Here is a 25414-nt window from a genome sequence, read left to right on the forward strand (position 1 = left end):
GGGTCCGCAGTGGCGGGCGACCCGGCCGCCATGACGATCCCGACCGCCAGGACCGCGGCGCGCATCGCCTCACGCCTCGTCGGGATCGACGACGCGCAAGCCGACGACCTGGGTGTTGATGAGCACCTTGCCGGCGTGCTCGAAGTTCACCGTGACCCGCTCGCGGATCGCCGACTGCACCTGGCCGAGGCCCCAGTCGGGCTGGCCGGGGTGGCGGACCCAGGCTCCGGGCACCAGCGTGTCATCCATGGTCCTATTCCTGAAAAGCGGCGGCATCCCGCGGCGCCGGATGTTACAAGAAGGAGGAGCGTCGCGGGAAGTTCCCGCCGCCGCCCGCTTCGGCCCCCGCACCGCGTGAAGAACATGGACCTGGACATCCGCGTCGTCGAGTTGCTCGCCTCCCGTCTCTGCCACGACCTGGTCAGCCCGGTCGGCGCCATCCGCAACGGGCTCGAACTGATCGAGGAGATGAACGAGGATGAGGAGCCGAACCCGGCCTTCATGGGCGAGGCGATCAAGCTGATCGACCACTCCTCGCTGCAGGCCGACCGCCGGCTGCGCGTCTTCCGCCTCGCCTACGGCATGGCCGGGCGTGAGCAGAAGGGCTTCGGCGACGTGCGCAGCGCCATCCAGGGCTGGGTCGAGGGCTCGCGCACCGCGCTGGACTGGCCGGCGGGCGTGCCGTCCGACTGGGCGGCGATGCGCACCGGCGTGGTCAAGGTGCTGCTGAACACGCTGGTGCTGGCCGAGGAGTCGCTGACCCACGGCGGCACGATCACCGTGGGCGGCGAGGGCAGCCAGGATACCGGCCGCCTCACGGTGACCGCCAGGGGCCGCCCCGGCGCCCTGACCCCGGAGTCCGAGGCGGCGCTGACCGGCCGCGCCACCGCCGACGAGCTGACCGCCCGCACCATCCACCCCTACATCACCGGCCGCTTCGCTGAGACCTACGGGGTGCGTCTCTCCGCCGCGCCCGCGGGGCCGGAGACGTTGGTGTTCACGCTGGAATGGTGAGCGGCGGCCTCACAGCTGCTTGAAGATCCGCGCCTCCACCACGACCTGCTCGACCCCGTTGGTGGTCTGGTGCGACGTCGTGCGCAGGGTCACCGCCAGGCTGTGGCGGGCCGCCCGGGTCAACACCTCGTTCAGCGTCGCGACCGCGTCGCGCACCTGCTTGGCCAGTTCGTCGTCGTTCATTTCTCGCCCTTCTGTGACAAGCCATCGCGGGGTGTGCCTACCCTTTCGAGGTAAGACACTTTTAATCAGTGTTTGACAGGCTCCGCCCGTGCCCGAAGGCCCGCTTGCGGCCGGCGGGCCGCGTGCCGCCGGCGCCCGTTCGGGGAGCGCCGCCGCACGATAAACAAGGCCTGGGGAACACGCCATGGATGATCTGCTCAGTGAATTCCTGACCGAGACCAACGAGAACCTGTCCGTGCTCGACGTCGAGCTGGTCCGGTTGGAGCAGAACCCCAACGACCCCGAGCTGCTCTCGAACATCTTCCGCCTGGTCCATACGATCAAGGGCACCTGCGGCTTCCTCGGCCTGCCGCGCCTGGAGAAGGTCGCGCACGCGTCGGAGAACGTGCTGGGCAAGTTCCGCGACGGCGAACTGGTCATCACCCCGGCGGCGGTGTCGCTGATCCTCCAGGCGCTGGACACCATCAAGGGGCTGCTCGCCGTCCTGGAAGCCACCGAGGCCGAGCCGCCGGGCGACGACAACGACCTGATCATCCGCCTGAACGCCTGCGCCGAGGGCAAGCTGGGCGGCGCTCCCGCCGCCGCGGCTCCCCCGCCGCCCCCGCCGCCGCCGGCCAAGAAGGAGGAGGTGGAGGTCCCGTCGGTCTCGCTCGAGGAGCTCGAGGCCGCCTGGAACGCCGCCCCCGGCCCGTCCACCGCGCTCACCCCGGTCCAGCCCGAGCCCGAGCCGGAGCCCGCCAAGGAACTGGCGGTGCCCGAGCCCGACCCGGTACCGGCCGCCGCCTCCAAGATGCCGGTCCCGGCCGCCCACGCCGCCCAGTCCGCCGGCAGCAGCGGCGACGACGTGCGCGAGGCCGGCAACAAGGAATCGGCCGTCGCGGCGCAGACCATCCGCGTCAACGTCGACCTGCTCGAAAACCTGATGACCATGGTCTCGGAGCTGGTGCTGACCCGCAACCAGCTGCTGCAGATCCTGCGCTCGCAGAAGGAGAGCGAGTTCGCAGCACCCCTGCAACGCCTCAACCACGTCACCTCGGAGCTGCAGGAAGGCGTCATGAAGACGCGCATGCAGCCGATCGGCAACGCCTGGGCCAAGCTGCCGCGCCTGGTGCGCGACCTGGCGCACGAGTTGAGCAAGAAGATCGACCTGCAGATGCTCGGCGCCGACACCGAGCTGGACCGCCAGGTGCTGGAGCTGATCAAGGATCCGCTCACCCACATGGTGCGCAACTCGGCCGACCACGGCCTGGAGACCCCGGCCGAGCGCCTGAAGGCCGGCAAGTCGGAGACCGGCCGCGTCACCCTGAACGCCTACCACGAGGGCGGCCACATCATCATCGAGATCCAGGACGACGGTAAGGGCCTGGCGATCGACAAGATCAAGCAGAAGGCCATCCAGAACGGCATGGCCTCGGAGGGCGAGCTGGCCGCCATGTCGGACCAGCAGATCATCCAGTTCATCATGAAGCCGGGCTTCTCGACGGCGGCCAAGGTGACCAGCGTGTCGGGGCGCGGCGTCGGCATGGACGTGGTCAAGACCAACATCGAGAAGATCGGCGGCACCATCGAGATCAAGTCCCAGCAGGGCAAGGGCTCGACCTTCGTCATCAAGATCCCGCTGACGCTGGCCATCGTCTCGGCGCTCATCGTCGAGTGCGCCGGCGAGCGCTTCGCCATCCCGCAGATCAGCGTGGTCGAACTGGTGCGCGCCGCCTCGGACAGCGAGCACACCATCGAGCGCCTGAAGGGCACTCCGGTGCTGCGCCTGCGCAACCGCCTGCTGCCGCTGGTGTCCCTGCAGGAGCTGCTGCGCCTGGAGGACGTCGAGGGCAAGGAGAAGCGCGCCGACGACGAGACCTTCATCGTCGTCACCCAGGTCGGCACCTACACCTTCGGCATCATGGTCGACCGCGTGTTCGACACCGAGGAAATCGTGGTCAAGCCCGTGGCGCCGATCCTGCGCCACATCGAGATGTTCTCGGGCAACACCATCCTCGGCGACGGCTCGGTCATCATGATCCTCGACCCGAACGGCATCGCCTCGGCGTCGGGCGAGATCACCATGGGCGAGAACGCCGGCAAGGACACCACGACGGTCCAGGCGACGCGCCAGGAGGACAAGATGGCGCTGCTGCTGTTCCGCGCCGGGGACGGCGCGCCGAAGGCGGTGCCGCTGTCGCTGGTCGCCCGCCTGGAGGATGTGGACGTCGCTGCGGTGGAGATGTCGAACGGCCTGCCGGTCGTCCAGTACCGCGGCAAACTGATGCCGCTGGTGCCGATCGACCCGGGCTTCATGCTGGGCAAGGAAGGCCGCCAGCCGGTGCTGGTGTTCGCCGACGGCGACCGCTCCATGGGCCTGATCGTCGACGAGATCGTGGACATTGTCGAAGAGAAGCTGGTGGTCCAGCTGACCGCCGAGCGTCCGGGCCTGATGGGCTCCGCCATCATCGCCGGCAAGGCGACCGAGGTGATCGACGCCGGCTTCTTCCTCACCCAGGCCTACAAGGACTGGTTCGGCTCGTCGCAGGGCAGCGAGGCGTTCGAGGAGGAGAAGTCGCAGCGCGTGCTGCTGGTGGACGACAGCCCGTTCTTCCGCAACCTGCTCACCCCGCTCCTCTCGGTGGCCGGCTACGACGTCACCGCGGTGGAGAACGCGCAGGAGGCGCTGGCGCTGTGCGAGGCCGGCGAGGACTTCGACGTCATCGTCTCCGACATCGAGATGCCGGGCATGAGCGGCTTCGACTTCGCCGAGACGGTGCGCCGCGGCTCGCGCTGGCAGGCGGTGCCGCTGGTGGCGCTGTCCAGCCACGCCACGCCGCGCGACCTCGACCGCGGCCGGCAGGCCGGCTTCACCGATTACGTCGCCAAGTTCGACCGTGACGCGCTGCTGTTTGCGCTTCAGCAGACGCTGTCCGAGCAGAAGGGTGCCCAAGCATGAGCAGCAACGCCAAGCTCCCCGCCAAGAAGACCAAGGGCGAAGAGGTCGTCTCCGGCGGCTCCCAGGACTACGTGACCATGACGATCGCCGACCAGCTGTTCGGCATCCCGGTCCTGCAGGTCCAGGACGTGCTGGGGCACCAGAAGATCACCCGCATCCCGCTGGCGCCGCCGGAGGTGGCCGGGTCGCTCAACCTGCGCGGCCGCATCGTCACCGCCATCGACGTGCGGCTGCGGCTCAACCTGCTGGCGCGGCCGAAGGACAAGCCGGGCATGTCCATCGTGGTGGACCTGCGCGGCGAGCTGTACAGCCTGATGGTCGATTCGGTGGGCGAGGTGTTGAGCCTGTCCAACGAGGACTTCGAGCGCAACCCGGCGACGCTGGATCCGCGCTGGCGCGAGGTGTCCACCGGTATTTATCGCCTGAACGGGCAGTTGATGGTTGTGCTGGACGTCCCACGTCTGCTCAACTTCACCAACATGGAAGCGGCGTGAGGCCACGCCGGGCGAGCCTGGGATGCCTGCGATGAAATCCTGTCTGGTGGTGGACGACAGCCGGGTGGTCCGCAAGGTCGCCCGCAAGATCCTGGAAGAGCTGTCCTTCGCCTGCACCGAGGCGGAGGATGGCCGCCAGGCCATGGAGGCGTGCGCCCGGGCCATGCCCGACGCCATCCTGCTGGACTGGAACATGCCGGTGATGACCGGCATCGAGTTCCTGCGCCGGCTGCGCAAGATGAGCGGCGGCGACGCGCCCAAGGTCGTCTTCTGCACCACCGAGAACGATCTGGCGCACATCCAGGAGGCGCTGTCGGCCGGGGCCAACGAGTACATCATGAAGCCCTTCGACAGCGACATCATCCAGACCAAGTTCCAGCAGATCGGGTTGCTGTGAGCGGTCGACGCCGCTAGTAAGGTTGAACGCCGCATGTCCGACAGCTTCCGCCCCTTCTCCGCCGCCCGGCCTCCGGCGCCGCCGCCCGCCCCGGCCGGCGGCGCCGCCGACCCCTTCCGGGTCATGGTGGTGGACGATTCCGCCGTCATCCGCGGCCTGCTGACCCGCGCGCTGGAGGGCGACCAGGAGATCCGCGTCGTCGCCTCGGTCGGCGACGGGCAGATGGCGATCAACTCGCTGCAGCGCAACTCCATCGACGTCATCGTGCTCGACATCGAGATGCCGGTGATGGATGGCATCACGGCGCTGCCCAAGCTGCTGGCGGTGGCGCCGCAGGTGAAGATCATCATGGCGTCCACGCTGACGCTGCGCGGCGCCGACGTCTCCATGCGCTGCCTGCAGGCGGGCGCGGCCGACTACATCCCCAAGCCCACCTCCACCCGCGAGGTCGGCGGGGCCGAGGACTTCAAGCGCGAGCTGGTCTCCAAGGTGAAGGCGCTGGGCGCCGCGGCGCGCCGCGCCGGGTCGCGCTCGCGCGGCGAGATCCGCCCGCTGACGCCCGCCGCACCGTTGCCGAGTGCCACCGAGCGCGCCGCCGGCGCGCCCGCCCTGGCGCCGTTCCGCCGGCCGGAGCCCGGCCCGATCACGCTGCGCCCCTTCCCGAACCCGCCGGCGCGGCCGGACATCGTCGCCATCGGCAGCTCGACCGGCGGCCCGCAGGCGTTGTTCGAGGTGCTGTCGCACCTCAAGGGCCTGCAGCAGCCGATCATGATCACCCAGCACATGCCGGCCACCTTCACCACCATCCTGGCCGAGCACATCAGCCGCCAGTGCGGCCTCGCCGCGGCGGAGGCCAAGGACGGCGAAGTCATCACCGGCGGCCGGGTCTACATCGCGCCGGGCGACTTCCACATGCTGGTGGCGCAGCGCGCCGGGCAGAACGTGCTGACGCTGACCAAGGATCCGCCGGAGAACTTCTGCCGGCCGGCGGTGGACCCGATGATGCGCTCCATCGTCAAGGGGTTCGGCGCGCGCAAGGTGCTGGCCTGCATCCTCACCGGCATGGGACAGGACGGCATGCGCGGCTGCACCGAGGTGGTCAACCAGGGCGGCGTGCTGATCGGCCAGGACGAGGCGACCAGCGTGGTGTGGGGCATGCCGGGCGCGGTGGCGCAGGCCGGGCTGTGCAGCGCCATCCTGCCGCTCAAGGAGATCGGCCCGACACTCCGCAAGATGGCGACGGGGGCGCGGCCATGAGGGTCGAAGACTTCGACATGTTCGCCACGCTGCTGAAGCAGCGCTCGGGTCTGGTGCTCACCAAGGACAAGGCGTACCTGCTGGAATCGCGCCTGATGCCGGTGGCGCGCAAGTGGAACATGAAGGGCCTGGATGAACTGGCCTCGACGGTCCGCACCCGCAAGGACGAGGCGCTGCTGCGCGACATCACGGAGGCGATGACCACCAACGAGTCCTCGTTCTTCCGCGACCAGAAGCCCTTCGACCAGTTCAAGCAGATCGTGCTGCCGCGTCTCCTGGAGACGCGGGCCGCCAAGCGCTCGATCCGCATCTGGTCGGCCGCCTGCTCGTCGGGGCAGGAGGCGTACTCGCTGTCGATGCTGCTGAACGAGGACGCGGCGAAGGTCGCCGGCTGGCGCATCGAGATCGTCGGCACCGACATCTCGGCGGAAATGGTGGAGCGCTCGAAGTCCGGCATCTACACGCAGTTCGAGGTGCAGCGCGGCCTGCCCATCCAGATGCTGGTGAAGCACTTCAAGCAGCAGGGCGACAAGTGGCAGATCGGGCCCAACCTGCGGCAGATGGTGAGCTTCAAGGAGTGGAACCTGCTGGGCGACCTCGGCGGGCTCGGCCAGTTCGACGTGGTGTTCTGCCGCAACGTGCTGATCTACTTCGACCAGCCGACCAAGACCAAGGTGCTGGAGGCCATCGCCCGCCAGATGCCGCCGGACGGCGTGCTGTACCTGGGCGGCGCCGAGACGGTGCTGGGCATCACCGACCGCTTCAAGCCGGTGGACGGCCAGCGCGGGCTGTACACGCTGTCCAGCGGACCGGGCTTCAACACCGCCGGGGCCAGGGCGGCGGCGTTCTGACGGCGTCGCCCGCCCGGCATCAACGGGAGGCCCCCATGCGCATCGACCGCATCGACCATTTCGTCCTGACGGTGCGCGATATCGACGCCACCATCGACTTCTACACGCGCGTGCTCGGCATGGAGGCGGTGACCTTCGGGGCGCTGGGGCGCAAGGCGCTCAGCTTCGGCCGGCACAAGATCAACCTGCACGTCGCCGGCAAGGAGTTCGAGCCGAAGGCCAGGTCCCCCGGTCCCGGAACCGCCGACTTCTGCCTGATCACCGAGCAGCCCCTGGCCGAGGTGCAGGCGCACCTCGCCGCGCAGGGCGTTGCCATCGAGGAAGGCCCGGTGCCGCGCACCGGCGCCACCGGGCCGATCACCTCGGTCTATGTCCGCGATCCGGACGGCAATCTGGTGGAGGTCAGCAGCTACGCCCCCGCGGACGCCGCGCTCCGCTGAGGGGAGGCCATTCAGCGCGGCAACAGCGCCGCCATCTCGTCGATGACGTCGTCGAAGCGGAAGCGCCCCTCGGTCAGCCGGTGGAAGTTGTGTTCCATCTCCGGCAGCAGGTCGGCGTAGAGGTCGCGCGCTCCGGCTGGTGACAGGGCGGCGAGGCGGGCCGCCTCCTCGAAGGCCGCGTGCAGGCGGTCGCCGTGGTGGGCGATGTCGTCGTAGGACTCGTCGATGCGCCGGCCGAAGGTCCGGAATCCCATGGCGCGCAGCGCGCTCAGCGCCCCGCGGTTGCCCATCAGCAGCATCGGCTGCAGGTACACCAGCGGCTTGAAGCCCTTCTCCGACACGTACAGCAGGTCGTCGGCGAAGTAGAAGGTCTCGCTGGTCAGGTTGACGTAGCTGTCGTCGTACGGGAACAGCCGCGGCTGTACGAAGAACAGGTTGACGTACACCTGACCGATAGCGTCCATCGGGTCGCCGATGTCCACCGACAGCGGCAGCCGGCGGTGCAGCGCGAACCACGCGTCGCGCTCCGCCGCCATCTCCTGCGGCCAGGTCTCGGCGCCGTTGAGGTTGCGGTCCATCAGCGGGAAGCTGACGTGGCCGCGCTCCAGCAGCCCGGCCGCCGCCAGCCACGACACCGCCAGCTGGCGGTGCAGCCGCGGCTGGCTGTTCAGGTTCATGTAGCTCTTGCCGCGCAGGTGGCCGGAGGCCAGTTCGCGCCGCACCCGCTCCGGCGTCTGGTAGCGCGCCTCGTAGGGCTGCGCGGCGGGGCCGAGCGACAGGCGCGTCACCCACGACACCGGGTCGATGGTGCCCGACAGCTCCAGTCCCCGCGCCTGCAGCCGGTGCGTCTCGCGCACGAAGGCGGCCCAGAACTCGACGGCGCGGTACTGCACCGTCTCCGTCTCGTCCAGCCCCTGCGCCGTTCGCCATGCCGTGAACTCGCCCTCGCCGGCGAGGTTGCCGTTCAGCAGGAAGACGCGCTCCGGCGGCAACCCGTGTACTGCGATGAAGCTCTGCACGAGGTCGAAGACCGTGCGTTCCCCGTCCTCGAAGCGCAGCGAGCGCGGCTCGTGGCCGAAGAACAGGACGATCACGGCGCGCCCGCCGCGCACCGCGTCGAGCACCGCGGCCGACACCCCCTCGGCGACCGGCGGCCGGCCGGACTCGTAGGAGTCCATGAAGCGGTAGTCGAACTCGATGGGATAGAGGAACGGCGTGCCGTCCGTTGCGCAGGTGGCGGCGGCGGCGATGCGGAAGCGGTCGGGCGCCATCGCCGCGTAGGCGGAGAGCATCGCCGCCAGCGTCCGCCCGCGCCGCGGCGTCGGCGCGTTGGCCAGCATCTCGTACGCGGCGTCGCCGGTTGCGCGCAGATGGTCGTAGGCAACGGTGATCATGGGCGATCCATAGCACGCGCGGTCATCACCGCCCAGGGCGTCGGCGTGCCGCGCGTCTCCCAGACGGCGAGCGCCCGGTCCTCGGCGCCCAGCCCGGCCAGCGGGGCGGGCAGGGCGGAGGCGTCGGGCACGCGGTTCGGCACCACGGTCACCGCGTGGGTGGACCGGAAGCGCCCGGCGATCAGCCCGGCCATGTCCGGCCGGGCGAAGGGGTGCAGCTCAGCGAGCACGTCGAAGCCGGCCAGCGCCGGGAAGCGTTCCGGGTCGAGCAGCGCCTCCTCGAAGCCTTCGACGTCGCAGACCACCAGCACCCGCCGTCCGGCGAAGGCGGCGAAGTCGGCGCCCTCGAAACGGCCGCCGACCACCACGCGGCCGGCGACGCCGTTGGCCGCGGCCAGCCGGCGGCAGGCGTCGAGCGCGGCCGGGTCGATGTCGCGGGCGTGCACGGTCGCCCACGGCCAGCGCCGCGCCAGCCCGACGGCGTAGTAGCCCTCGGCGCAGCCGACGTTGATGACCACATCGTGCCGACGCGCCGCCAGGGCGTCGAGGTGCGGGTGCAGCTCCGCCTCGTAGCAGCCGAGCATGCGCGGCAGGTAGCAGCCTTCGCTGACCGTCCCGTCGAACGCCATGCCGGCGAACGGGCCGCCCAGCACCCGCGGCCCGTGGGCGTCCAGCAGCATGGCGCGCAGCACCGACGCCCGCCGGGCCCAGGCGCCCTCCGCGAACTCCGGGTGCAGCAGGGCGAGGCGGCGGTACGCGTCGAGCAGCGCCGGCCACGCGCGCTCCTCCGCCAGCGCCTGCGAGAGCCGGGCGTAGCCGGCATCGAAGTCGGGCATGACCGCCAGCACGCACCGCAGGCAGGCGGCCGCCGCCGGGGGGCGGCCGGCCTTCAGGTGGGCGTCGCCCATGTTGAGCGCCGCGCGGGCCAGGGCAAGGAGGATGGCGTCCATGGCCGGCCATGGTGCCGGAACATGGCCCGCAGGGGAAGGGGACGGCCTTGTCACGCGCCCGGACCCTCCCTAAGCTGGCCGTCCTGCAACGAGCCGGGACCCGCCCCAATGGAGCAGTTCGCGCTTCCGTCCATCGGTTTGTCCATCGAGCCCGAAGCCGCGCGCTTCATCCTGGAATGGGCCGTCAGCGACGAACCGCGCTTCCCGCCCGACCTTCTGAAGCGCATGGGCCTGGTCCACTGCATGGTGAACCGCGGCTATTCCTGCTTCGTTGAAACCGGCACGTACCTCGGCGACACCACGGACGCCATCGCCGCGCTGCTGAAGTGCCGGGTCTTCACCATCGAACTGGACGACGAACTGTACCGCAAGGCGTGCGGGCGCTTCGCCGGCAACGACCGCATCACCTGCCTGCACGGCGACAGCGCCACCCAGCTCGACACGATTCTCCAGGGGCTCGACCAGCCGGCTCTGTTCTGGCTGGACAGCCATTACGCGGGGGAGGGGACGGCGCACGGCAACATCGTCTCGCCGATTCTGGCGGAGCTGGAATGCCTGCGCCGGGCGCGCGAGACGCGCCCGTACCTGATCGACGCCTGCTCGATCTACATCGACGACATGCGGCTGTTCGGCGTCGGCGACTATCCGCCGCTGGCCGACCTGCTGCGTATCGTCGAACGGGATTTTCCGCGCCACCTGCGGACGATCCACAACGATGCGATGCGGATCGTGCCGAAGCCGTCGGAGTGATCGGACAGACGCGCGGCGGGCTTCAGCCCGCCGCCTGCTGCGCCACCTTGGGCGGCGGCGCGTGGTGCATCTCCTCGTGCGGGTCGCGCAGCACGTAGCCGCGGCCCCACACCGTCTCGATGTAGTTGTCGCCCTGGGTGGCGGCGGCCAGCTTCTTGCGCAGCTTGCAGACGAAGACGTCGATGATCTTCAGTTCCGGCTCGTCCATGCCGCCGTAGAGATGGTTGAGGAACATCTCCTTGGTCAGCGTGGTGCCCTTGCGCAGGCTCAGCAGCTCCAGGATGCCGTATTCCTTGCCGGTCAGGTGCAGCGGCTGGTTGTCCACCTCCACCGTGCGGGTGTCGAGGTTGACGGTCAGGCGGCCGGTGCGGATGACACTGTCCGAATGGCCCTTGGAGCGGCGCACGATCGCCTGGATGCGGGCGATCAGCTCGCGCTTGTCGAACGGCTTGGTCAGGTAGTCGTCCGCGCCGAAGCCCAGACCCTTGATCTTGTGATCCAGCTCGGACAGGCCGGACAGGATCAGGATCGGCGTGGTGACCCGCGCGGCGCGCAGCCGCCGCAGCACCTCGTAGCCGTCGATGTCCGGCAGCATCAAGTCCAGGATGATGATGTCGTAGTCGTACAGCTTGCCGATTTCGAGCCCGTCCTCGCCCAAGTCGGTGGAGTCGACGATGTACCCTTCGGACTGCAGCATCAGCTCGATGCTCTTCTGGACCGAGGTATCGTCTTCGACCAGCAGAACCCTCATTGGCGGAATCCCGACGTTGGTGGTGCCTTACCCATCCGAACCCTTCGAACCTTCCGTGACCCCGGTCACAGCCGACGACCGTCGGCCGGTCCTATGGTTGGCGGCACATGCTTAACAGGTTAGGTCGCTCGTTTACACAGGTTAACAGACGATTCAGCTTAACGCCAGCGCCGGAATGCGCTTCATTTAACGTTAATCTTTCCGGCCGATGATGACGCCAGTGCCGCAGAAAACCCAAATTTACTGCGGTTTTCAATGCTTAACGCCGTTCCGGACCCGCTGCCGTGCCCGCCGACGTCGCCCGCCTCCTCGATGACATTAATGCGCTGCCGGACTACCGGCGGTTCGGCCGCGTCACCGCCGTGCTCGGCCTGCTGGTCGAGGTCGGCGGCATCGAGAAGGAGCTGTCGGTCGGCGGGCGCTGCATCGTCGAATCCCGCGACGGACGCCGCGTTCCCTGCGAAGTCGTGGGCTTCCGGCAGGGCCGGGCGCTGATGATGTCGCTGGGCTCGCTCGACGGCGTCGGGCTGGGATGTCGGGCCTTGGTGGCCGATGGTCAACCCGCGGTCTATCCCACCGACGCATGGCTGGGTCGCGTCATCAACGCGCTGGGCGAGCCGGTGGACGGCAAGGGACCGCTGCCCAAGGGCCCCATCGGCATCCCGATCCGCAACACGCCGCCCTCGGCGCATTCGCGCGTGCGGGTCGGGCAGAAGCTCGACCTCGGCATCCGCGCCATCAACACCTTCCTGACCTGCTGCCGCGGCCAGCGCATGGGCATCTTCGCCGGCTCGGGCGTCGGCAAGTCGTCGGTGATGTCGATGCTCGCCAAGTTCTCCGCCGCCGAGGTGGCGGTGATCGGCCTGATCGGCGAGCGCGGCCGCGAGCTGCAGGAATTCATCGTCGAGGACCTGGGCGAGGAGGGCCTGGCGCGCGCCGTGGTGGTCTGCGCCACCTCCGACGAGCCGCCGCTGATGCGCCGGCAGGCCGCCTACATGACGCTGGCGGTGTCGGAGTATTTCCGCGACCAGGGCCGCGACGTGCTGTGCATGATGGACAGCGTGACGCGCTTCGCCATGGCGCAACGCGAGATCGGCCTGTCCGCCGGCGAGCCGCCGACCACCAAGGGCTATCCGCCCACCGTCTTCGCCGAGCTGCCGAAGCTGCTGGAGCGCGCCGGGCCCGGCGTCGCCGGTTCCGGCTCGATCACCGGCCTGTTCACCGTGCTGGTGGAGGGCGACGACCACAACGAGCCGATCGCCGACGCGGTGCGCGGCATCCTCGACGGCCACATCGTGCTGGAGCGCCAGATCGGCGAGCGTGGCCGCTATCCGGCCATCAACATCCTGCGCAGCGTGTCGCGTACCATGCCCGGCTGCAACTCGCAGCCGGAGAACGAGCTGGTCGGCCGCGCGCGCCGGCTGCTGTCGGCCTACGACAACATGGCGGAGATGATCCGCCTGGGCGCCTACCGCCGCGGCACCGACCCGCAGGTGGACGAGGCCATCCATTACAACCCGGCGCTGGAAGCCTTCCTCAAGCAGGGGAAGCGTGAGGCCACCGATCTGGCCACCGGATACGCCCAGCTCGCCGAAATCCTCGGGGTGCCGTGGTCATGAGCAGCCTGAAAACCGTCATCCGCCTGCACAAGTGGCAGCTCGACGAGAAGCGCCGCGCGCTGGCCGAGCTGCAGAACCTGCACGACCGCCTGGTCGCCGAGATGCACCGTTTGCAGCAGGAGATGCTGTACGAGCAGCAGGTCGCCCGCGCCGACCCGATGGCCGCCTTCGGCTACGCGGCGTTCGCCAAGGCGGCGCTGGAGCGCGGCCGGCGTCTGCAGGATTCCATCGCCCAGGTGGAGCAGCAGATCGCCGTCGCCACCGAGGAGATGGCCGAGGCCTTCCAGGAGTTGAAGCGCTTCGAACTCGCCGAGGAGGAGCGCCTGAAGCGCGAACGCGAGAAGATCCGCCGCAAGGAGGAGGCCATGCTCGACGAGACCGCGCTGGTCGGCTTCCGCCGCCGGCAGGAGCAGGAGAACGCGGGGACGTAACGTCCCCTCAATACCGCTCCATCCGCGCGAACAGGTGCGGGTTGTCCCAGCCCGGCTGGCGGTCCTCGACCGCCACGCGGTGTCCGGCGCGCTCGGCGCGCACCTCGGTCCAGCGCGGCACCGCCTCGTTGCCGACGTCGTCCAGCACGGCCAGCACCAGCGCTTCCAGCCCGCCGGGAAACGCCGCCAGCTCGCCCAGGTAGGCGGCGAAGCCGGCCGGGTCGATCACCCAGCGGTCGGGGACGTAGCGCAGCTCCAGCCGCGTGCCGGGCTGCGGCTCGCCGGTCAGCGTCACCAGATAATCGTGGCGGGCGTCGGGGTTGGGCGCGGTGGTCAGGCGCTCGCGGCGGTACATGGCGGTCCTCCGCTCAGGCCGTGACGCCGAGGCCGGCGCGCCCGGCGCGGGTCAGCTTCACCCAGTTGCGCGCGCCCGTCTGGAACGCCAGCGCGCCGGAAAAGCCCATGGAGCCGAGGCTGTTGGCGAACACCTCGGTCAGCTCGGATTGCAACTCGGCCGGCAGCGCCGCGTGGCTGCGCAGGATCAGGTCGAAGCGTTGCGGCCGCACGAGGCCGTCGAGCTGCAGCGGGCCGAACCGGCTCAGCGTCACCTCGAAGACGAAGCGGTTGCCCTTGCCCTCGCGCTCCTCGCCGCCGCTGCGGCCTTCGTCGGCGTCGGGCGGGCGGACGTACACCTCCATGGCCTGGAGCGTCTGGTTGTCCAGCATCGGCAGCACGTAGGGCTTCCAGTCCGACGGCGCCTCCGCCGCGGCGCGGGCGGGGGCGCGGAACTCCTCCTCCATCTGCCGGAGCAGCGTCGTCTGGCCGGAGCGCTCCAGCGCCGACGCCGCCTCCTCGCCCAGCCAGCCGCGGGCGTCGCCGTTGCGCAGGGCCGACAGCAGGAAGGTCAGCGCCGCGCCCAGCTTCTTGTTCGGCTGCGGCAGCACGCTGTTGCCGACCGCGCGCGCCAACTCCGGGTCGAGCGCGGCGAGCGCCTCCAGCACGTGGCGCAGCGCCGGCCATTCCTTGCCGGGCGGCGCCGGCTCCGGGCCGTGCGGAGCGGCGGCGGAGCGGGCGCGCAACGGGTCGGCCAGTTCCGCCACCACCTGTGTGCCGGGCGGCAGCGGCGGCTGGTTGGTCAGCACCAGCATGCCCTGCGGCGTGGCGAGGATCGGCTGCCCCTGCGGCGTCGTCCCCGCCACGGTGCCTTGCAGCAGCGGCGCGGCCGGCGGCGTGGCGGGCAGCGGGGGAGGGGGGGCGCCCGGCGGCGCCACGGTCACGACCTTCAGCGCCACCGTCGTTCCCTGCACCAGCACCGGCGCCCGGCCAAGTGGAGCGGCTGCGGGCGGCGCCTCCGGTGCAGGGGCGGGCGCAGTGGGACGCGGGGCGGCATCGGCTGGAGCTTCGGGGATGGGCTGTGGTGACGGGGGCGCGGGGGCTGACGGCGCGGCAGCCGGCGGCGCCCCGGGCAGCGGCGCCGGCTGCGGCAATTTCGGCGGAGACCTTGGCGGCGGGGCTGTCGGCTGCGGCTGCGTCGCCGGTGTCTGGGGCGGTTGAGGCGTGCCGGCCTGGGGAGCGGCCGGCTGCGGCGCGACCGACGGCGGGGGGGCAGCCTGCGGCGTCGCGGTCGGCGTTGCCGTCTGGGGCGTTCCGGCCTGAGGCACGCTCGGCTGAGCACTGCCCTGCGGCGGTATTCCTGCGCGCGGCGGTTCCGGCTGCGGAGCGCCTTGCTGTGGTTTGCCCTGCTGCGGCGTGCCCGGCCCAGGCTCCGGCGGCTGGGGATTGGGCTGCGGCGCGGGCTTGGCCGGGGGCGGCGTGTCGGGCGGAGCGTCGGGCGTGCCGCTCGGTTGCGGCGACGCGGCGCCCCGGTGCGCGGCGTCGCCGCCCAACTGCACCGGCGCCTCGCCCGGCGGGCCGGACGGCAGCGGTGCGGCGCTCGGCTGGGGCGACGGCGCGGCTGTCGGGGTCGGTGCGGCGCCGCCGGCGGAGGCGGGCGTCGGCGTGGCGTTCCCAGGGGAGGGTGGCGGAGGCGCGGCCGGCGTGCTCGGCGGTGTCGGAGGCACTCCCGCGGAGGGGCCGGCCGGCTTGGCCGCGGCGAGTACCAGCGCCGGCAGCAGCACGCCGGGCAACAGCGGCACCGCCGCGCCGGGCAAGGGGGGCGCAGGGGTGGGAACCGAGACCAGCACCGCCGGCTGCTGGGCGGCGGCGGGAGCCGACGGCTGCGGCGTCGCCGGCGCCGCGGCGTTCGGCGCGGCGCCGGCGGGTCCGTTGGTGAAGACCTGGACGCGGCCGGGCGGCTGGCCGGCGGGCACCTGGAGGGTGACCGCCTTGTCGGACGACAGCTGTGCGGCGAGATCGATCATCACGTCGCCGAGCGACGTGCGGATGCGCGTCAGCCCCTCGGGCGTGGTGCCGGCGACGGTGCCGGGCAGGGAAACCGGGCGGGCGAGGTCCTGGAGCTTCTCCGGCAGCACCACCGCCGCCGCCTCGCCGACCAGCACCGGCGCGGCGCTTCCCGTCGGGGCGGCCACCGGCGTCGTCGTCACCGGCGGCGGGATGGGGCCGGCGCTGCCCATCGGGTCTCCTTACGCCTTCTCCACGCTTTCCTTGCTCTTCACCAGACGCTGCGCCAGCTGGAGCACGTCGTTGGCGGCGTCGCTGCCCGGCGAGCGGGTGAGGATCGGGATCTGGTTGCGGATGGCGTCGCGCACCTTGAGGTCGCGGCGGATGATGCCGGCCAGCGGCGGCTTGAACTTCAGGAAGTTCTGGCAGGCCTTGAGGATGGTGCCGTAGGTGCGGTCGCCCTCCTTCAGCGTCTGCGCCAGGTTCACCACCACGCGCAGGTCGGCGTTGCGGTTGGTGACGTGGGTCAGCTTGATGAAGGCGTAGGCGTCGGTGATCGAGGTCGGTTCGTCGTTGGTGACCACCAGCGTGGTGCCGGCCGGGCCGCACAGCGTGCGCACGGTGCGGTCCACACCCGCGCCCATGTCCATGATCACGTAGTCGTAGTCGCGCGCCAGATCGAACAGGTCGTTGCGCAGGGACGACAACGCCTGGCTGGGCAGCGTCGCCAGCGTGCCGGAGCCGGAGCGGCCGGCGATGATGTCGAAGCCGCCGTCGGGGAATCGCTCGGCCGCGCGCTGCAGCGTCACCGTGCCCTCGATCACCTGGCCGAGGTCGCGCTTCGGCTGGAAGCCCAGCTGGATGTCGACGTTGGCCAGCCCGAGGTCGCCGTCGAACAGCAGCGCGTTCTTGCCCATGCGCGCCAGCGCGTGCGCCAGCGTGATGGAGAACCACGTCTTGCCGACGCCGCCCTTGCCGGAGGCCACGGCGATGACGTTCCTGCCGCGCAGGGGCCGCACGTTGGAGGCTGGGGCCATGGGCGCGGACGCCGGGAAAACCTTTTCGGTCATGGTGCGGTCCTCGACGAGCTCACGGCGTGAGCGGCTTTGGTTTCTCTCGTTTTTGCCCGGGCCTTGGCCGGCACGGGCTTGGCGGCCGGCTTTTCCGGCTGCGGCATCATCAGGCGGGCGAGCGCCACCGGGTTCAGCGGCGTCAGCCCCTCGGCCACCTTCGGGGCCACGGTCCCGTCGCAGAAGACGAGGCGGGCGCGGTGCGCGGCGGTCAGCGTGCTGCCGAAGCGGCGCGCCACGTCCAGGCGCGTCACCAGCAGGCGCTTGACGCCCAGCGCCTTGAAGGCCAGCCCGGTCTCGGCCGCCTCCACCGTGTCCATGCCGGCGGGCAGCACCAGCACCGGCTCCACGTCGCCGGCGGCCAGCAGGGCGCGCAGGTCGCCCATCTCCTCCGCGTCGAAGGGGTTGCGCCCGGCGGTGTCGATCACCGTCAGGTCGTTGCCGCGGCTGAAGTCCAGGGCGCCGCCCAGCGCCTCCGGGTCCTCGACGCGATGCAGCTTGACCTTGAGCAGCCGGGTGAAGGCGGCGAGCTGGTCGACGCCGCCGGCGCGCACGGTGTCGGTGGTGATGACGCCGACCGAGCGGTTCTTCAGCACGGCGCGCGCCGCCAGCTTGGCGACGGTCAGCGTCTTGCCGGAGCCCGGCGGCCCGACCAGCGCCAGCGGCCGCATCGCCGCGCGGCTGGTGCCGCCGTTGGCCAGGGGGTGGAAGGTGAAGACGGCGTCAAGTGCTGCGCCCAGCGCCAGCGTCGGGTCCTCGGTGTCCAGCCCGGCGGCGGCGTCGATCAGCTGTTCGGCCAGCGAGGCCGGCACGCCGTGGCGGTGCAGGGCGTCGGCCACCGCCTCGCCGACGTCGATCTCCGGTTCCGCGACCGGGCGGTGGGCGACGGCGGCGTTGACGCGCGCCGGTTCGGAGGGGTGGGCGTCCTCCTCCACCGCGGCGGTGACGCGCACGCCGCCGCCTTCCTCCTCACGGGTCGCCACGATGATGGCGTCGTCGCCGAGCTGCTGGCGGACCAGCCGCATCGCCTCGGCCATCGTCTTGGCGTGGAAGGATTTCAGCCTCATGGCCGAACCTCCTTCCAGCTAGGGGCAAATACGCGTGTCATCAGATCTGCCCCAGCGTCTTGATCTTGGCCTTCGGGTGGATCTCGTTCTGCGACATGACCACCGTCGACGGCCGGAAGCGCTCGACGATGGAGCGCACGTACGGCCGGATCAGGGGGCTGGTCAGCAGCACAGGCGTCTCACCCATCATCGCGTGTCGTTCGAACGTCTGGCGCACCGCCGTGATGAACTGCTGCAACCGGCTGGGCGCCATGGTCAACTGCCGGTCGTCGCCGTCGCCCATCAGGGATTCGGCGAAGGCCTGCTCCCATTCCGGCGACATGGTGATGAGGGGTATGAAGCCCATCTCGTTGGTGCAGGCGTCGCAGATCTGCCGCGCCAGACGCGAGCGGACGTGCTCGGTGATCTGGGTGATGCTGCGCGTCTGCCCCGCCGCCTCGGAGATGCCTTCGAGGACCGCCGCAAGATCCCGGATCGAGATGCGTTCTGCAAGAAGGTTTTGCAGCACGCGCTGCAACCCGCCGACGGTGATCTGCGCCGGGATGACGTCCGCGACGAGTTTCTGGTGCGCCTTGTCCAGCTCGTCGAGCAGCTTCTGCGTCTCGGAGAAGGACAGCAGCTCCGGCATGTTGTCCTTCAGCACCTCGGTCAGGTGCGTGGTCACCACGGTGGACGGGTCCACCACGGTGTAGCCCTTGAACAGCGCCTCCTCGCGGTAGCCGGTCTCGACCCAGATCGCCGGCAGGCCGAAGGTGGGCTCGGTGGTCTGCTCGCCGGGCAGGCTCATCGCCTCGCCGCGCGGGTCCATGACCAGCAGCATGTTCGGGCGCACGTCGCCGCGGCCGGCCTCGATCTCCTTGATGCGGATCACGTAGGTGTTGGGCGGCAGCTGCAGATTGTCCTGGATGCGCACCGCCGGCATGACGAAGCCGGCTTCCGACGCGACCTGCCGGCGCAGGCCCTTGATCTGGTCGGTCAGCCGGTGGCTGCCCGCCTGCGGCGCGTTGATCAGCGACAGCAGGCCGTAGCCCAGCTCCAGCCGGATCAGGTCGATGGCGAGCGCCGTGGAGATCGGCTCCTCCGCCACCGGCGCGGCGTCGCTGGCGGCCTGGACCTCGGCCAGCTCCTGCTCCTGCTCCTGGCGGCGGCGGAAGCGCGGCAGGAACCACGCGGCGGAGCCGGTGGCGATGGCCACGGGCAGGAAGATGTAGGACGGCATGCCCGGCAGCGCCGCCATGATCAGCAGCAGGCCGGCCGAGATGCCCAGCGCCATCGGGTAGCCGGTGAGCTGGCCGACCACCGCCTTGTCGGTGGAACCGCCGGTTCCGGCCTTCGACACCAGGAAGCCGGCGGAAATCGAGATCACCAGCGCCGGGATCTGCGACACCAGGCCGTCGCCGATGGTCAGCTTGGTGAAGGTGTCGAGCGCCTGCAGCACCGGCATGTCGTGGCGCATCACCGCGATGGAAACGCCGCCGACGATGTTGATGAACATGATCAGCAGGCCGGCGACCGCGTCGCCCTTCACGAACTTCGATGCACCGTCCATGGAGCCGAAGAAGGCGCTTTCGTCCTCCAGTTCCTTGCGGCGCTTGCGGGCGGTCTGCTCGTCGATCATGCCGGCGCCGAGGTCGGCGTCGATGGCCATCTGCTTGCCGGGCATGGCGTCGAGGGTGAAACGCGCCGCCACCTCGGCGATGCGGCCCGAACCGGCGACGATGACCTTGAAGTTCACGATGGTCAGGATCGCGTAGACGATCACGCCGATGATGAAGTCGCCGCCCATCACGAAGCTGGCGAACGCCTCGATGACGTGCCCGGCCGCCGAGGTGCCCTCGTGGCCGTGGCTGAGGATCAGGCGCGTCGACGCCATGTTCAGCGACAGCCGCAGCAGCGTGGTGATCAGCAGGATGGTCGGGTAGGACGACAGCTCCAGCGGCTTCTGGATGAACAGCACCACCATCAGGATCAGCACCGACACCGTCACCGACACCGCCAGCATGAAGTCCAGCAGCAGCGTCGGCATCGGCATGATCAACGCGACGATGATCATCATGATGCCGACCGCCATGGCGACGTCGCCACGCTTCAGCGACGCCTTGATCACCCCGACCATCTCGCCGAGCGCGGCCAGGTTGCCGCCGCCGGCCATGCCGCCGGTCGAAGCCCGTTCGGGATTGTGTTCGGTGAGCGCCATGGCGGTGCCGGTCCTCTAGAGGGTTAGCCGAACGCCGCGCCGCGGTCCTCGGCGCCCGGCGGCGGCACGGGGACGCCCTCCTCGTTGTACTGCTTCAGCTTGTTGCGCAGCGTGCGGATCGAGATGCCCAGGATGTTCGCCGCGTGCGTCCGGTTGCCCAGGCAGTGCGACAGCGTCTCGATGATCAGGTCGCGCTCCACGTCCGCCACCGTGCGCCCGACCAGCGCGCTCAGGCCCGCTGTCGCCGGGGGCGGCGGCACGGTGCCCGGCGGCGGGGCGTAGGAGGCGGCCGGCAGGCCGGTCGGCAGGCGCGGACGGGGCGGTTCCGCCGCTGCCGGCACCGTGCCGGCGGGGCCGGCGAACGGGTTGGCGACGGGGGAGTCGGCGGGGATCGACGCCTGCGCCGTGCCCTCCGGCGCCAGCGTGGCGCCGGTCAGCATGATCGCGTCGGTGCCGATGCTGTCGCCGCGCGACAGCAGCACCGCGCGGTGCATGGTGTTCTCCAGCTCGCGCACGTTGCCGCGCCAGTGGTGCGCCATCAGCATCCGCAGCGTGTCCGGCGACAGCGGCTTCTCCGGCAGTCCGTTGGCCTCCGAGTACTTCCGGATGAAATGCTCGGCCACCAGCGGGATGTCGAGCGGGCGCTCGCGCAGGGAGGGCAGACGGACGTTGAAGACGTTCAGGCGGAAGAACAGGTCCTCGCGGAAGTTGCCGGCCTTGACCTCGGCCTCCAGGTTGCGGTTCGACGTGGCGATCAGGCGCACGTTGATCTTCACCGGCTGCGAGGAGCCGACGCGGTCGATCTCCTTTTCCTGGATAGCGCGCAGCAGCTTGGCCTGCAGGCGCGGGTGCATCTCCGACAGCTCGTCGAGCAGGAGGGTGCCGCCGTTGGCCTCCTCGAACTTGCCGATGCGGCGCGCCACGGCGCCGGTGAAGGCGCCCTTCTCGTGGCCGAACAGCTCGGATTCCAGCAGGTTCTCGGGGATGGCGGCGCAGTTGACGGCGACGAAGCTCTCGTTGGCGCGCCGGCTCTTGCGGTGGATGTAGCGGGCCATCAGCTCCTTGCCGGTGCCGCTCTCGCCGGTGATCATCACCGAGGCGTCCGACGGCGCGATCTGGTCGGCCAGCCGCAGCGTCGCCTGCATCACCGGGTCCTGGCAGACGATGGAGTGGCTCTCCTCCGCCACCGCCTCCAGCACCGCGCCGATCAGCTCGGCGTTGGGCGGCAGCGGGATGTACTCCTTGGCGCCGGCGCGGATGGCGCGCACCGCGGCCGCCGCGTCGGTGCCGATGCCGCAGGCGACGACCGGGATGTTGATCCGCTCCGCCTTCAGGCTGTCGATGAAGGTGGCGACGTCCAGCTTCACGTCGATCATCGCGATGTCGGCGCCGCAGGCGGCCCGCAAGGCGTTGAGCGCGCCCTCGATGCTGTCGGTGTGGGACACCTTGGCGCCGCGCTGCATGGCGATCTTGCCGGCGGCGGTGATGTACCCTTCCAGGGTTCCAACGATCAGAAGACGCATCTTACGCTCCCCTCGGGGATTCTTTGTCGAAGTACTGCAGGCGCCGCCCGGGGGGCAGCAGGGTGTTCAGCAGCATCTCCAGCCGGCGGGGGTTTTCCTGCCGGGCGATGGAGACGGCACCGATGGTGTAGAGGGTCTGGACCAGGGCTTCGTTCTCGGCGTTGCGCTCGAGCTTGGCGGCCAGCGGCGCTAGCACCACGTTGCCGAGCACCGCGCCGTAGAAGGTGGTGAGCAGCGCCAGCGCCATGGCCGGGCCGATGGTGGAGGGATCGCTCAAGCCTCCCAGCATCTGCACGAGGCCGACCAGCGTGCCGATCAGCCCCATGGCCGGCGCCACCTCGGACGCGCGGCGCAGCACGGCGGCGCTCTTGGCGCGGGCGGCGGTGACCGCCTCGACCTCGGCGGTCAGCATGCGCTCGACGTCGTCGGCCGGCGGCCCCTCGGTGATCAGGGAGACGCAACGGTGCAGGAACGGCTCGCCCTTCAGCTCGGGCAGCATGCTCTTCAGCATCTCCGGGCCGGCGCGGCGCGCCGCTTCGGCCAGCAGCATGACCTGACGCGCCACGGCGCGCGGGTCGTAGCTGGTCTGCACCAGGATGCGCCCGGCGTTGCCCCAGGCCGACGCCACGTCGCCCAGGGAGAAGGACGCGGTGGTCACCGCCAGCGTGCCGCCAAGCACGATCAGCAGCGACGGCGGGTCGAGGAAGGCGCGCAAGCTGCCGCCCGACGCCATCGCCACCAGGATGACGCCGGCGGCGGCGCCCAGGCCGACCAGCGTGGCGGCGTCCAGCCGGCCGCGCGGCCGGGCGCGCGCCGGCGAGGTCGCCGCCCGCTCGGCCGGGGCCGCCCCCTTGGAGGACGGTGGGCGCTGGGCGCGGAGTTCGGGGGTGGTCTCGCGGGTGGCGGTCATCCGCGGTCCGATTTGATGATTTCGGTCATGGTGATGCCCAGCCGGTCCTCGACGACGACGACCTCGCCGCGCGCCACCAGCCGGTTGTTGACGTAGATGTCGATGGCCTCGCCGACCTTGCGGTCCAGTTCTACCACCGCGCCGCGGCCGAGCTTGAGCAGCTGGCTCACCTGCATGGTCGATTTGCCGAGCACCGCCGAGATCTGCACGGGGATGTCGTACACCGCCTCGAGGTCCTTCGCCGGCCCCAGCCCGCTGTCGTACTCCGACAGGTCGGAGCGGCCGGATTGGTCCAGCTCGTCGAGGGAGAAGGTGTCCTTGGCCATCAAGACTCTCCGGAACTCAGCTCAATCAATGAAGCGCGCCGGCGTCGAGCAGACGCTGCGCGGACTGTTCGATCTCGGCCAGCAGGGCGGCGGTGTCGCGCTCGGCGCCGCCTTCCGCCCACTCGATCCGGCAGTCGCCGGGACCCATGCCGGCGTCGCCGACCACCAACAGCTTGCTGTCGAAGCCGCTGCGGGTGATCGTCTCCTCCAGGTGCGGGCGCACCAGCTCGATGGTGTCGGGGGCGACGCGGACGACCAGGCGCGGCTCGTCCAGCAGGTCGGTCAGGCAGGCGCGCACCAGCCCCTCGATCTCCGCCAGCCCGTGTCGGCGCGCCAATTCCGGCATCATCTTGCGGACGATGGCGAGCGCGATGTGCACCGGCTGGTCGCTGCGCGCCTTCTTCTCCGCCTCGAACCGGGCGAGCAGCGCCTCGACGCCCTGCGCGATGCGGTCGAGCGCGTGGGCGGCGAGCGCCGCGTCGCTGCCCTCGACCTCGGCGCGCGCGGATGCTGCGCCTTCCTCCAGGCCGGCGGCGCGGCCCTCGTCATAGCCCTTCTGCTCGCCGGCCCTGTGCCCGGCGACCATGCCGTCGCGGAAACCCGCCTCGCGGGCGGCGTTGATCTCCTCCTCGCCGTAGGTCGGCGGCGGCGGCTCGGGCGCGATCTCCTCCTCGACGTGGCCGTAGCCCTGGTGGCCATGCCCGTGGTGGGAATCGACGTCGAAGGACTCGTCGAACTGGAACTTGCGGACGGAGGTCATTCAGGGCGTCCTCAGCTCTCCTGGTAGAGCCAGTTGCGCAGGATCGACACCGCCTCTTCCGGGTGCTTCTCGACGATCTCGCCGACCTTGCGCAGCGAGGATGCGCGCACGCGGCCCTCGACCCGGTTGATGTCGATCATCTGCTCCAGCTCCTCGTCGGCCTGCGCGGCTTCCAGCGCCAGGTCCTGCGCGAGCGCGCCGGTCGGGCCGGCCAGCGCCGCCGGCATGCCGCTCTGGTCGGTGAGCAGCTTGTCCATGTCGTCGTCCTCCTGCGCGTCGGCCTTCTCGAAGGCGCGCGTGATGAGGGGACGGATGACCAGCAGGATGATGAGGACGGCGACGATGCCCAGCACCACCATCTCGGCGACGCGGAAGATGTCGTCCTTCGTCATGCCCAGGAACAGCGCGTCCGGCTTGGCGAACTCGTCCTCGGGCGTGGTGAAGCGCATGTTGACCAGTTCGACCGTGTCGCCGCGCACCGCGTCGAGGCCGACGGCGTTGCGCACCAGCGCCTTCAGGCTTTCCATCTCCTGTTCGGGGCGCGGCTGGTAGGTCGGCCGGCCGCCGTCCGCGGCCGGGGTGTAGACGCCGTCCACCAGCACCGCCACCGACAGGCGGCGGACCTGCCCGCTCTCGCGGACGTGGTTCTTGGTGGTGCGGCTGATCTCGTAGTTGACCGTCTCCTCGTTGCGGGTCGACTTGTTCGAGGAGATGGAGCTGTTGTCCTTGCTGCCGGTCTGCGCGGTCGGCAGGTTCTGGTCGACGGTGACCGGCTGGAGCGGGTCGCGGTCCTGGCTCTGGCTGGTCTCGCCCACCGTCTGGGTGGAGCGCACCACCTGGCTCTCGGGATCGAAGATCTCCGAGTTGGTGGTGATGCGGTCGAAGTCGAGGTCGGCCGACACCTCGGCGCGCACCTTGCCGTAGCCGACGGTGCGGCCCAGCAGGTCCTCGATGGTTGCGGCGAGGCGGCGCTCGTAGGCGAGCTTCTTCTCCTCGGCGTTGGCCATCATCACGTCTTCGCTGTTCGCCCCGCCGCCGCGGGCGAGCAGCTTGCCCTTGTCGTCGATGATCGAGACCTGGGTGGGCTCCAGGTTCGGCACCGAGGCGGCGATCAGGTGCTGGATCGCCGAGATGTTCTCGCGCGACAGCTGGGCGCCCGGCCGCAGCTTCAGGAAGACGCTGGCGGTCGCCGGGTTCTGGGTGCGGGCGAACAGCTCGCGCTTCGGCAGCACGAGGTGGACGCGCGCCTGCTGCACGCCGGCCAGGGTGCCCACCGTGCGCGCCATCTCGCCTTCCAGCGCGCGCAGGTGATTGATGTTCTGGATGAAGCTGGTGGCGCCGAAGCCTTCGCCCTTGTCGAACAACTCGTAACCGACCGAGCCGCCGGACGGCAGGCCGGCCTGCGCCATCTTCATGCGCACCACGCCGACCTGGTCGGCCGGCACGCGGATCTTGGTGCCGGTCTTGTCGACCGCGTAGGGGATCTTGCTCTCGTCCAGCTTCTTGGCGATGGCGGCGGCGTCGGTGGCTGGCAGCTCGGAGTACAGCAGTTCCATGTCCGGGGTGGACAGGCGCGTGGTCAGATAGATGAAGAAGCCGATCAGCAGCAGAGCCACGGCGCCGATCGCCGCAAGGCGGGCGGGCCCCAGGTTGCGCAAGGTCTGCAGCAGGTTGTTCACGCGGTTGTCCCCGAGCAGCGGCCGGCGTCCGCACCGGTGAGACTTTGCAGCCGCCGGACCAGGGGTGGCCGGA

The 25414-nt window shown here is 70.4% G+C and carries 25 protein-coding genes; 10 read left to right on the forward strand and 15 right to left on the reverse strand.

All coding sequences use genetic code 11. The features are described from left to right. Nucleotides 1-69: 69 nt before the first annotated feature. A complete protein-coding gene (locus tag TSO221_RS26640) occupies nt 70-249 on the reverse strand; it encodes a DUF3553 domain-containing protein (RefSeq protein WP_109121542.1) in 180 nt (59 codons plus the stop codon). Between the two features lie 114 nt (nt 250-363). Between TSO221_RS26640 and TSO221_RS26645 the strand changes: the two genes are divergently transcribed. After that, nucleotides 364-1014 carry a histidine phosphotransferase family protein gene (locus TSO221_RS26645; RefSeq protein WP_109121589.1) on the forward strand — a complete coding sequence of 217 codons (651 nt, stop codon included), beginning with the start codon at nt 364-366 and terminating at the stop codon, nt 1012-1014. Between the two features lie 9 nt (nt 1015-1023). Here TSO221_RS26645 and TSO221_RS36110 read toward each other — a convergent pair whose 3' ends face one another. Beyond that, nucleotides 1024-1197 carry a hypothetical protein gene (locus TSO221_RS36110; RefSeq protein WP_199229644.1) on the reverse strand — a complete coding sequence of 58 codons (174 nt, stop codon included), beginning with the start codon at nt 1195-1197 and terminating at the stop codon, nt 1024-1026. Between the two features lie 184 nt (nt 1198-1381). Between TSO221_RS36110 and TSO221_RS26650 the strand changes: the two genes are divergently transcribed. The 6 genes from TSO221_RS26650 to TSO221_RS26675 all read left to right on the forward strand — a co-directional run bounded on the left by TSO221_RS26650 (nt 1382) and on the right by TSO221_RS26675 (nt 7574). After that, nucleotides 1382-4135, forward strand: coding sequence for a chemotaxis protein CheW (locus tag TSO221_RS26650; protein ID WP_109121543.1), 2754 nt, complete (start codon nt 1382-1384; stop codon nt 4133-4135). Next, a complete protein-coding gene (locus tag TSO221_RS26655) occupies nt 4132-4629 on the forward strand; it encodes a chemotaxis protein CheW (RefSeq protein WP_109121544.1) in 498 nt (165 codons plus the stop codon). The genes TSO221_RS26650 and TSO221_RS26655 overlap by 4 nt, the downstream gene beginning before the upstream one ends. A 31-nt stretch (nt 4630-4660) precedes the next feature. Next, the gene (locus TSO221_RS26660) at nt 4661-5026 is read left to right on the forward strand and encodes a response regulator (RefSeq protein WP_109121545.1); all 366 of its coding nucleotides are present in this window, start codon (nt 4661-4663) and stop codon (nt 5024-5026) included. Nucleotides 5027-5149: 123 nt separating this feature from the next. Continuing rightward, complete coding sequence (locus TSO221_RS26665) at nt 5150-6283, forward strand: chemotaxis response regulator protein-glutamate methylesterase (RefSeq protein WP_109121590.1); 1134 nt, start codon at nt 5150-5152, stop codon at nt 6281-6283. After that, nucleotides 6280-7134, forward strand: coding sequence for a protein-glutamate O-methyltransferase (locus TSO221_RS26670; RefSeq protein WP_109121546.1), 855 nt, complete (start codon nt 6280-6282; stop codon nt 7132-7134). Before TSO221_RS26665 ends, TSO221_RS26670 begins: the two co-directional genes overlap by 4 nt. A gap of 35 nt (nt 7135-7169) precedes the next feature. Next, nucleotides 7170-7574 (forward strand): VOC family protein, encoded by a 405-nt coding sequence (locus tag TSO221_RS26675; RefSeq protein WP_109121547.1) that lies wholly within the window; start codon nt 7170-7172, stop codon nt 7572-7574. Between the two features lie 11 nt (nt 7575-7585). Here TSO221_RS26675 and TSO221_RS26680 read toward each other — a convergent pair whose 3' ends face one another. Continuing rightward, complete coding sequence (locus tag TSO221_RS26680; protein ID WP_109121548.1) at nt 7586-8968, reverse strand: hypothetical protein; 1383 nt, start codon at nt 8966-8968, stop codon at nt 7586-7588. Continuing rightward, the gene (locus TSO221_RS26685) at nt 8965-9918 is read right to left on the reverse strand and encodes a methyltransferase (protein ID WP_109121549.1); all 954 of its coding nucleotides are present in this window, start codon (nt 9916-9918) and stop codon (nt 8965-8967) included. Before TSO221_RS26685 ends, TSO221_RS26680 begins: the two co-directional genes overlap by 4 nt. 108 nt (nt 9919-10026) lie before the next feature. On the opposite strand from TSO221_RS26685, the gene TSO221_RS26690 reads away from it, so the two are divergent. Beyond that, on the forward strand, nt 10027-10668 hold the full coding sequence (locus TSO221_RS26690; RefSeq protein WP_109121550.1) for a hypothetical protein: 642 nt from the start codon (nt 10027-10029) through the stop codon (nt 10666-10668). Between the two features lie 22 nt (nt 10669-10690). Here the strand turns inward: TSO221_RS26690 and TSO221_RS26695 are convergent, their stop codons facing one another. Further along, complete coding sequence (locus TSO221_RS26695; protein ID WP_109121551.1) at nt 10691-11419, reverse strand: response regulator transcription factor CtrA; 729 nt, start codon at nt 11417-11419, stop codon at nt 10691-10693. Nucleotides 11420-11703: 284 nt separating this feature from the next. Here TSO221_RS26695 and fliI point away from each other — a divergent pair, with 284 nt between their 5' ends. After that, a complete protein-coding gene (fliI, locus tag TSO221_RS26700; protein ID WP_109121552.1) occupies nt 11704-13038 on the forward strand; it encodes a flagellar protein export ATPase FliI in 1335 nt (444 codons plus the stop codon). Next, nucleotides 13035-13469, forward strand: coding sequence for a flagellar export protein FliJ (locus tag TSO221_RS26705; RefSeq protein WP_109121553.1), 435 nt, complete (start codon nt 13035-13037; stop codon nt 13467-13469). Before fliI ends, TSO221_RS26705 begins: the two co-directional genes overlap by 4 nt. A 7-nt stretch (nt 13470-13476) precedes the next feature. On the opposite strand, the gene TSO221_RS26710 is transcribed toward TSO221_RS26705, so the two are convergent. The 10 genes from TSO221_RS26710 to fliF are packed head-to-tail and all read right to left on the reverse strand — an operon-like array spanning nt 13477 to nt 25341. After that, entirely contained in the window at nt 13477-13824 is a 348-nt protein-coding gene (locus TSO221_RS26710; protein WP_109121554.1) for a hypothetical protein, read from the reverse strand. Between the two features lie 13 nt (nt 13825-13837). After that, nucleotides 13838-16042, reverse strand: coding sequence for a hypothetical protein (locus TSO221_RS26715; RefSeq protein WP_247878286.1), 2205 nt, complete (start codon nt 16040-16042; stop codon nt 13838-13840). Between the two features lie 9 nt (nt 16043-16051). Further along, nucleotides 16052-16879 carry a MinD/ParA family protein gene (locus TSO221_RS26720; RefSeq protein ID WP_109121555.1) on the reverse strand — a complete coding sequence of 276 codons (828 nt, stop codon included), beginning with the start codon at nt 16877-16879 and terminating at the stop codon, nt 16052-16054. After that, the gene (locus TSO221_RS26725) at nt 16876-17946 is read right to left on the reverse strand and encodes a GTPase (protein WP_109121556.1); all 1071 of its coding nucleotides are present in this window, start codon (nt 17944-17946) and stop codon (nt 16876-16878) included. The genes TSO221_RS26720 and TSO221_RS26725 overlap by 4 nt, the downstream gene beginning before the upstream one ends. Before the next feature lie 40 nt (nt 17947-17986). Beyond that, nucleotides 17987-20143, reverse strand: a complete 2157-nt coding sequence (gene flhA / locus TSO221_RS26730) for a flagellar biosynthesis protein FlhA (protein WP_109121557.1) — start codon at nt 20141-20143, stop codon at nt 17987-17989. 23 nt (nt 20144-20166) lie between these two features. Continuing rightward, on the reverse strand, nt 20167-21666 hold the full coding sequence (locus TSO221_RS26735) for a sigma-54 dependent transcriptional regulator (RefSeq protein WP_109121558.1): 1500 nt from the start codon (nt 21664-21666) through the stop codon (nt 20167-20169). A gap of 1 nt (nt 21667) precedes the next feature. Next, nucleotides 21668-22576 carry a MotA/TolQ/ExbB proton channel family protein gene (locus TSO221_RS26740; RefSeq protein WP_109121559.1) on the reverse strand — a complete coding sequence of 303 codons (909 nt, stop codon included), beginning with the start codon at nt 22574-22576 and terminating at the stop codon, nt 21668-21670. After that, complete coding sequence (fliN, locus tag TSO221_RS26745) at nt 22573-22902, reverse strand: flagellar motor switch protein FliN (RefSeq protein WP_109121560.1); 330 nt, start codon at nt 22900-22902, stop codon at nt 22573-22575. The genes TSO221_RS26740 and fliN overlap by 4 nt, the downstream gene beginning before the upstream one ends. A 25-nt stretch (nt 22903-22927) precedes the next feature. Then, on the reverse strand, nt 22928-23662 hold the full coding sequence (locus TSO221_RS26750; RefSeq protein WP_109121561.1) for a FliH/SctL family protein: 735 nt from the start codon (nt 23660-23662) through the stop codon (nt 22928-22930). Between the two features lie 11 nt (nt 23663-23673). Continuing rightward, entirely contained in the window at nt 23674-25341 is a 1668-nt protein-coding gene (gene fliF, locus TSO221_RS26755; protein ID WP_109121562.1) for a flagellar basal-body MS-ring/collar protein FliF, read from the reverse strand. Nucleotides 25342-25414: the final 73 nt, after the last annotated feature.

The organism is Azospirillum sp. TSO22-1 (assembly GCF_003116015.1).
Lineage (GTDB): Bacteria > Pseudomonadota > Alphaproteobacteria > Azospirillales > Azospirillaceae > Azospirillum.

What these genes read in the sequence shown, in the direction of transcription:
- TSO221_RS26670 (WP_109121546.1), top strand. Translation starts at nt 6,280, where the DNA reads ATGAGGGTCGAAGACTTCGACATGTTCGCCACGCTGCTGAAGCAGCGC.
- TSO221_RS26660 (WP_109121545.1), top strand. Translation starts at nt 4,661, where the DNA reads ATGAAATCCTGTCTGGTGGTGGACGACAGCCGGGTGGTCCGCAAGGTC.
- TSO221_RS26675 (WP_109121547.1), top strand. Translation starts at nt 7,170, where the DNA reads ATGCGCATCGACCGCATCGACCATTTCGTCCTGACGGTGCGCGATATC.
- fliN (WP_109121560.1), bottom strand. Translation starts at nt 22,902, where the DNA reads ATGGCCAAGGACACCTTCTCCCTCGACGAGCTGGACCAATCCGGCCGC.
- TSO221_RS26640 (WP_109121542.1), bottom strand. Translation starts at nt 249, where the DNA reads ATGGATGACACGCTGGTGCCCGGAGCCTGGGTCCGCCACCCCGGCCAG.
- TSO221_RS26750 (WP_109121561.1), bottom strand. Translation starts at nt 23,662, where the DNA reads ATGACCTCCGTCCGCAAGTTCCAGTTCGACGAGTCCTTCGACGTCGAT.
- flhA (WP_109121557.1), bottom strand. Translation starts at nt 20,143, where the DNA reads ATGGCGCTCACCGAACACAATCCCGAACGGGCTTCGACCGGCGGCATG.
- TSO221_RS26690 (WP_109121550.1), top strand. Translation starts at nt 10,027, where the DNA reads ATGGAGCAGTTCGCGCTTCCGTCCATCGGTTTGTCCATCGAGCCCGAA.
- TSO221_RS26710 (WP_109121554.1), bottom strand. Translation starts at nt 13,824, where the DNA reads ATGTACCGCCGCGAGCGCCTGACCACCGCGCCCAACCCCGACGCCCGC.
- TSO221_RS26740 (WP_109121559.1), bottom strand. Translation starts at nt 22,576, where the DNA reads ATGACCGCCACCCGCGAGACCACCCCCGAACTCCGCGCCCAGCGCCCA.
- TSO221_RS26645 (WP_109121589.1), top strand. Translation starts at nt 364, where the DNA reads ATGGACCTGGACATCCGCGTCGTCGAGTTGCTCGCCTCCCGTCTCTGC.
- TSO221_RS26650 (WP_109121543.1), top strand. Translation starts at nt 1,382, where the DNA reads ATGGATGATCTGCTCAGTGAATTCCTGACCGAGACCAACGAGAACCTG.
- TSO221_RS26735 (WP_109121558.1), bottom strand. Translation starts at nt 21,666, where the DNA reads ATGCGTCTTCTGATCGTTGGAACCCTGGAAGGGTACATCACCGCCGCC.
- TSO221_RS26705 (WP_109121553.1), top strand. Translation starts at nt 13,035, where the DNA reads ATGAGCAGCCTGAAAACCGTCATCCGCCTGCACAAGTGGCAGCTCGAC.
- TSO221_RS26665 (WP_109121590.1), top strand. Translation starts at nt 5,150, where the DNA reads ATGGTGGTGGACGATTCCGCCGTCATCCGCGGCCTGCTGACCCGCGCG.
- TSO221_RS26655 (WP_109121544.1), top strand. Translation starts at nt 4,132, where the DNA reads ATGAGCAGCAACGCCAAGCTCCCCGCCAAGAAGACCAAGGGCGAAGAG.
- TSO221_RS26715 (WP_247878286.1), bottom strand. Translation starts at nt 16,042, where the DNA reads ATGGGCAGCGCCGGCCCCATCCCGCCGCCGGTGACGACGACGCCGGTG.
- TSO221_RS26695 (WP_109121551.1), bottom strand. Translation starts at nt 11,419, where the DNA reads ATGAGGGTTCTGCTGGTCGAAGACGATACCTCGGTCCAGAAGAGCATC.
- TSO221_RS26720 (WP_109121555.1), bottom strand. Translation starts at nt 16,879, where the DNA reads ATGACCGAAAAGGTTTTCCCGGCGTCCGCGCCCATGGCCCCAGCCTCC.
- TSO221_RS26685 (WP_109121549.1), bottom strand. Translation starts at nt 9,918, where the DNA reads ATGGACGCCATCCTCCTTGCCCTGGCCCGCGCGGCGCTCAACATGGGC.
- TSO221_RS26680 (WP_109121548.1), bottom strand. Translation starts at nt 8,968, where the DNA reads ATGATCACCGTTGCCTACGACCATCTGCGCGCAACCGGCGACGCCGCG.
- TSO221_RS36110 (WP_199229644.1), bottom strand. Translation starts at nt 1,197, where the DNA reads ATGAACGACGACGAACTGGCCAAGCAGGTGCGCGACGCGGTCGCGACG.
- TSO221_RS26725 (WP_109121556.1), bottom strand. Translation starts at nt 17,946, where the DNA reads ATGAGGCTGAAATCCTTCCACGCCAAGACGATGGCCGAGGCGATGCGG.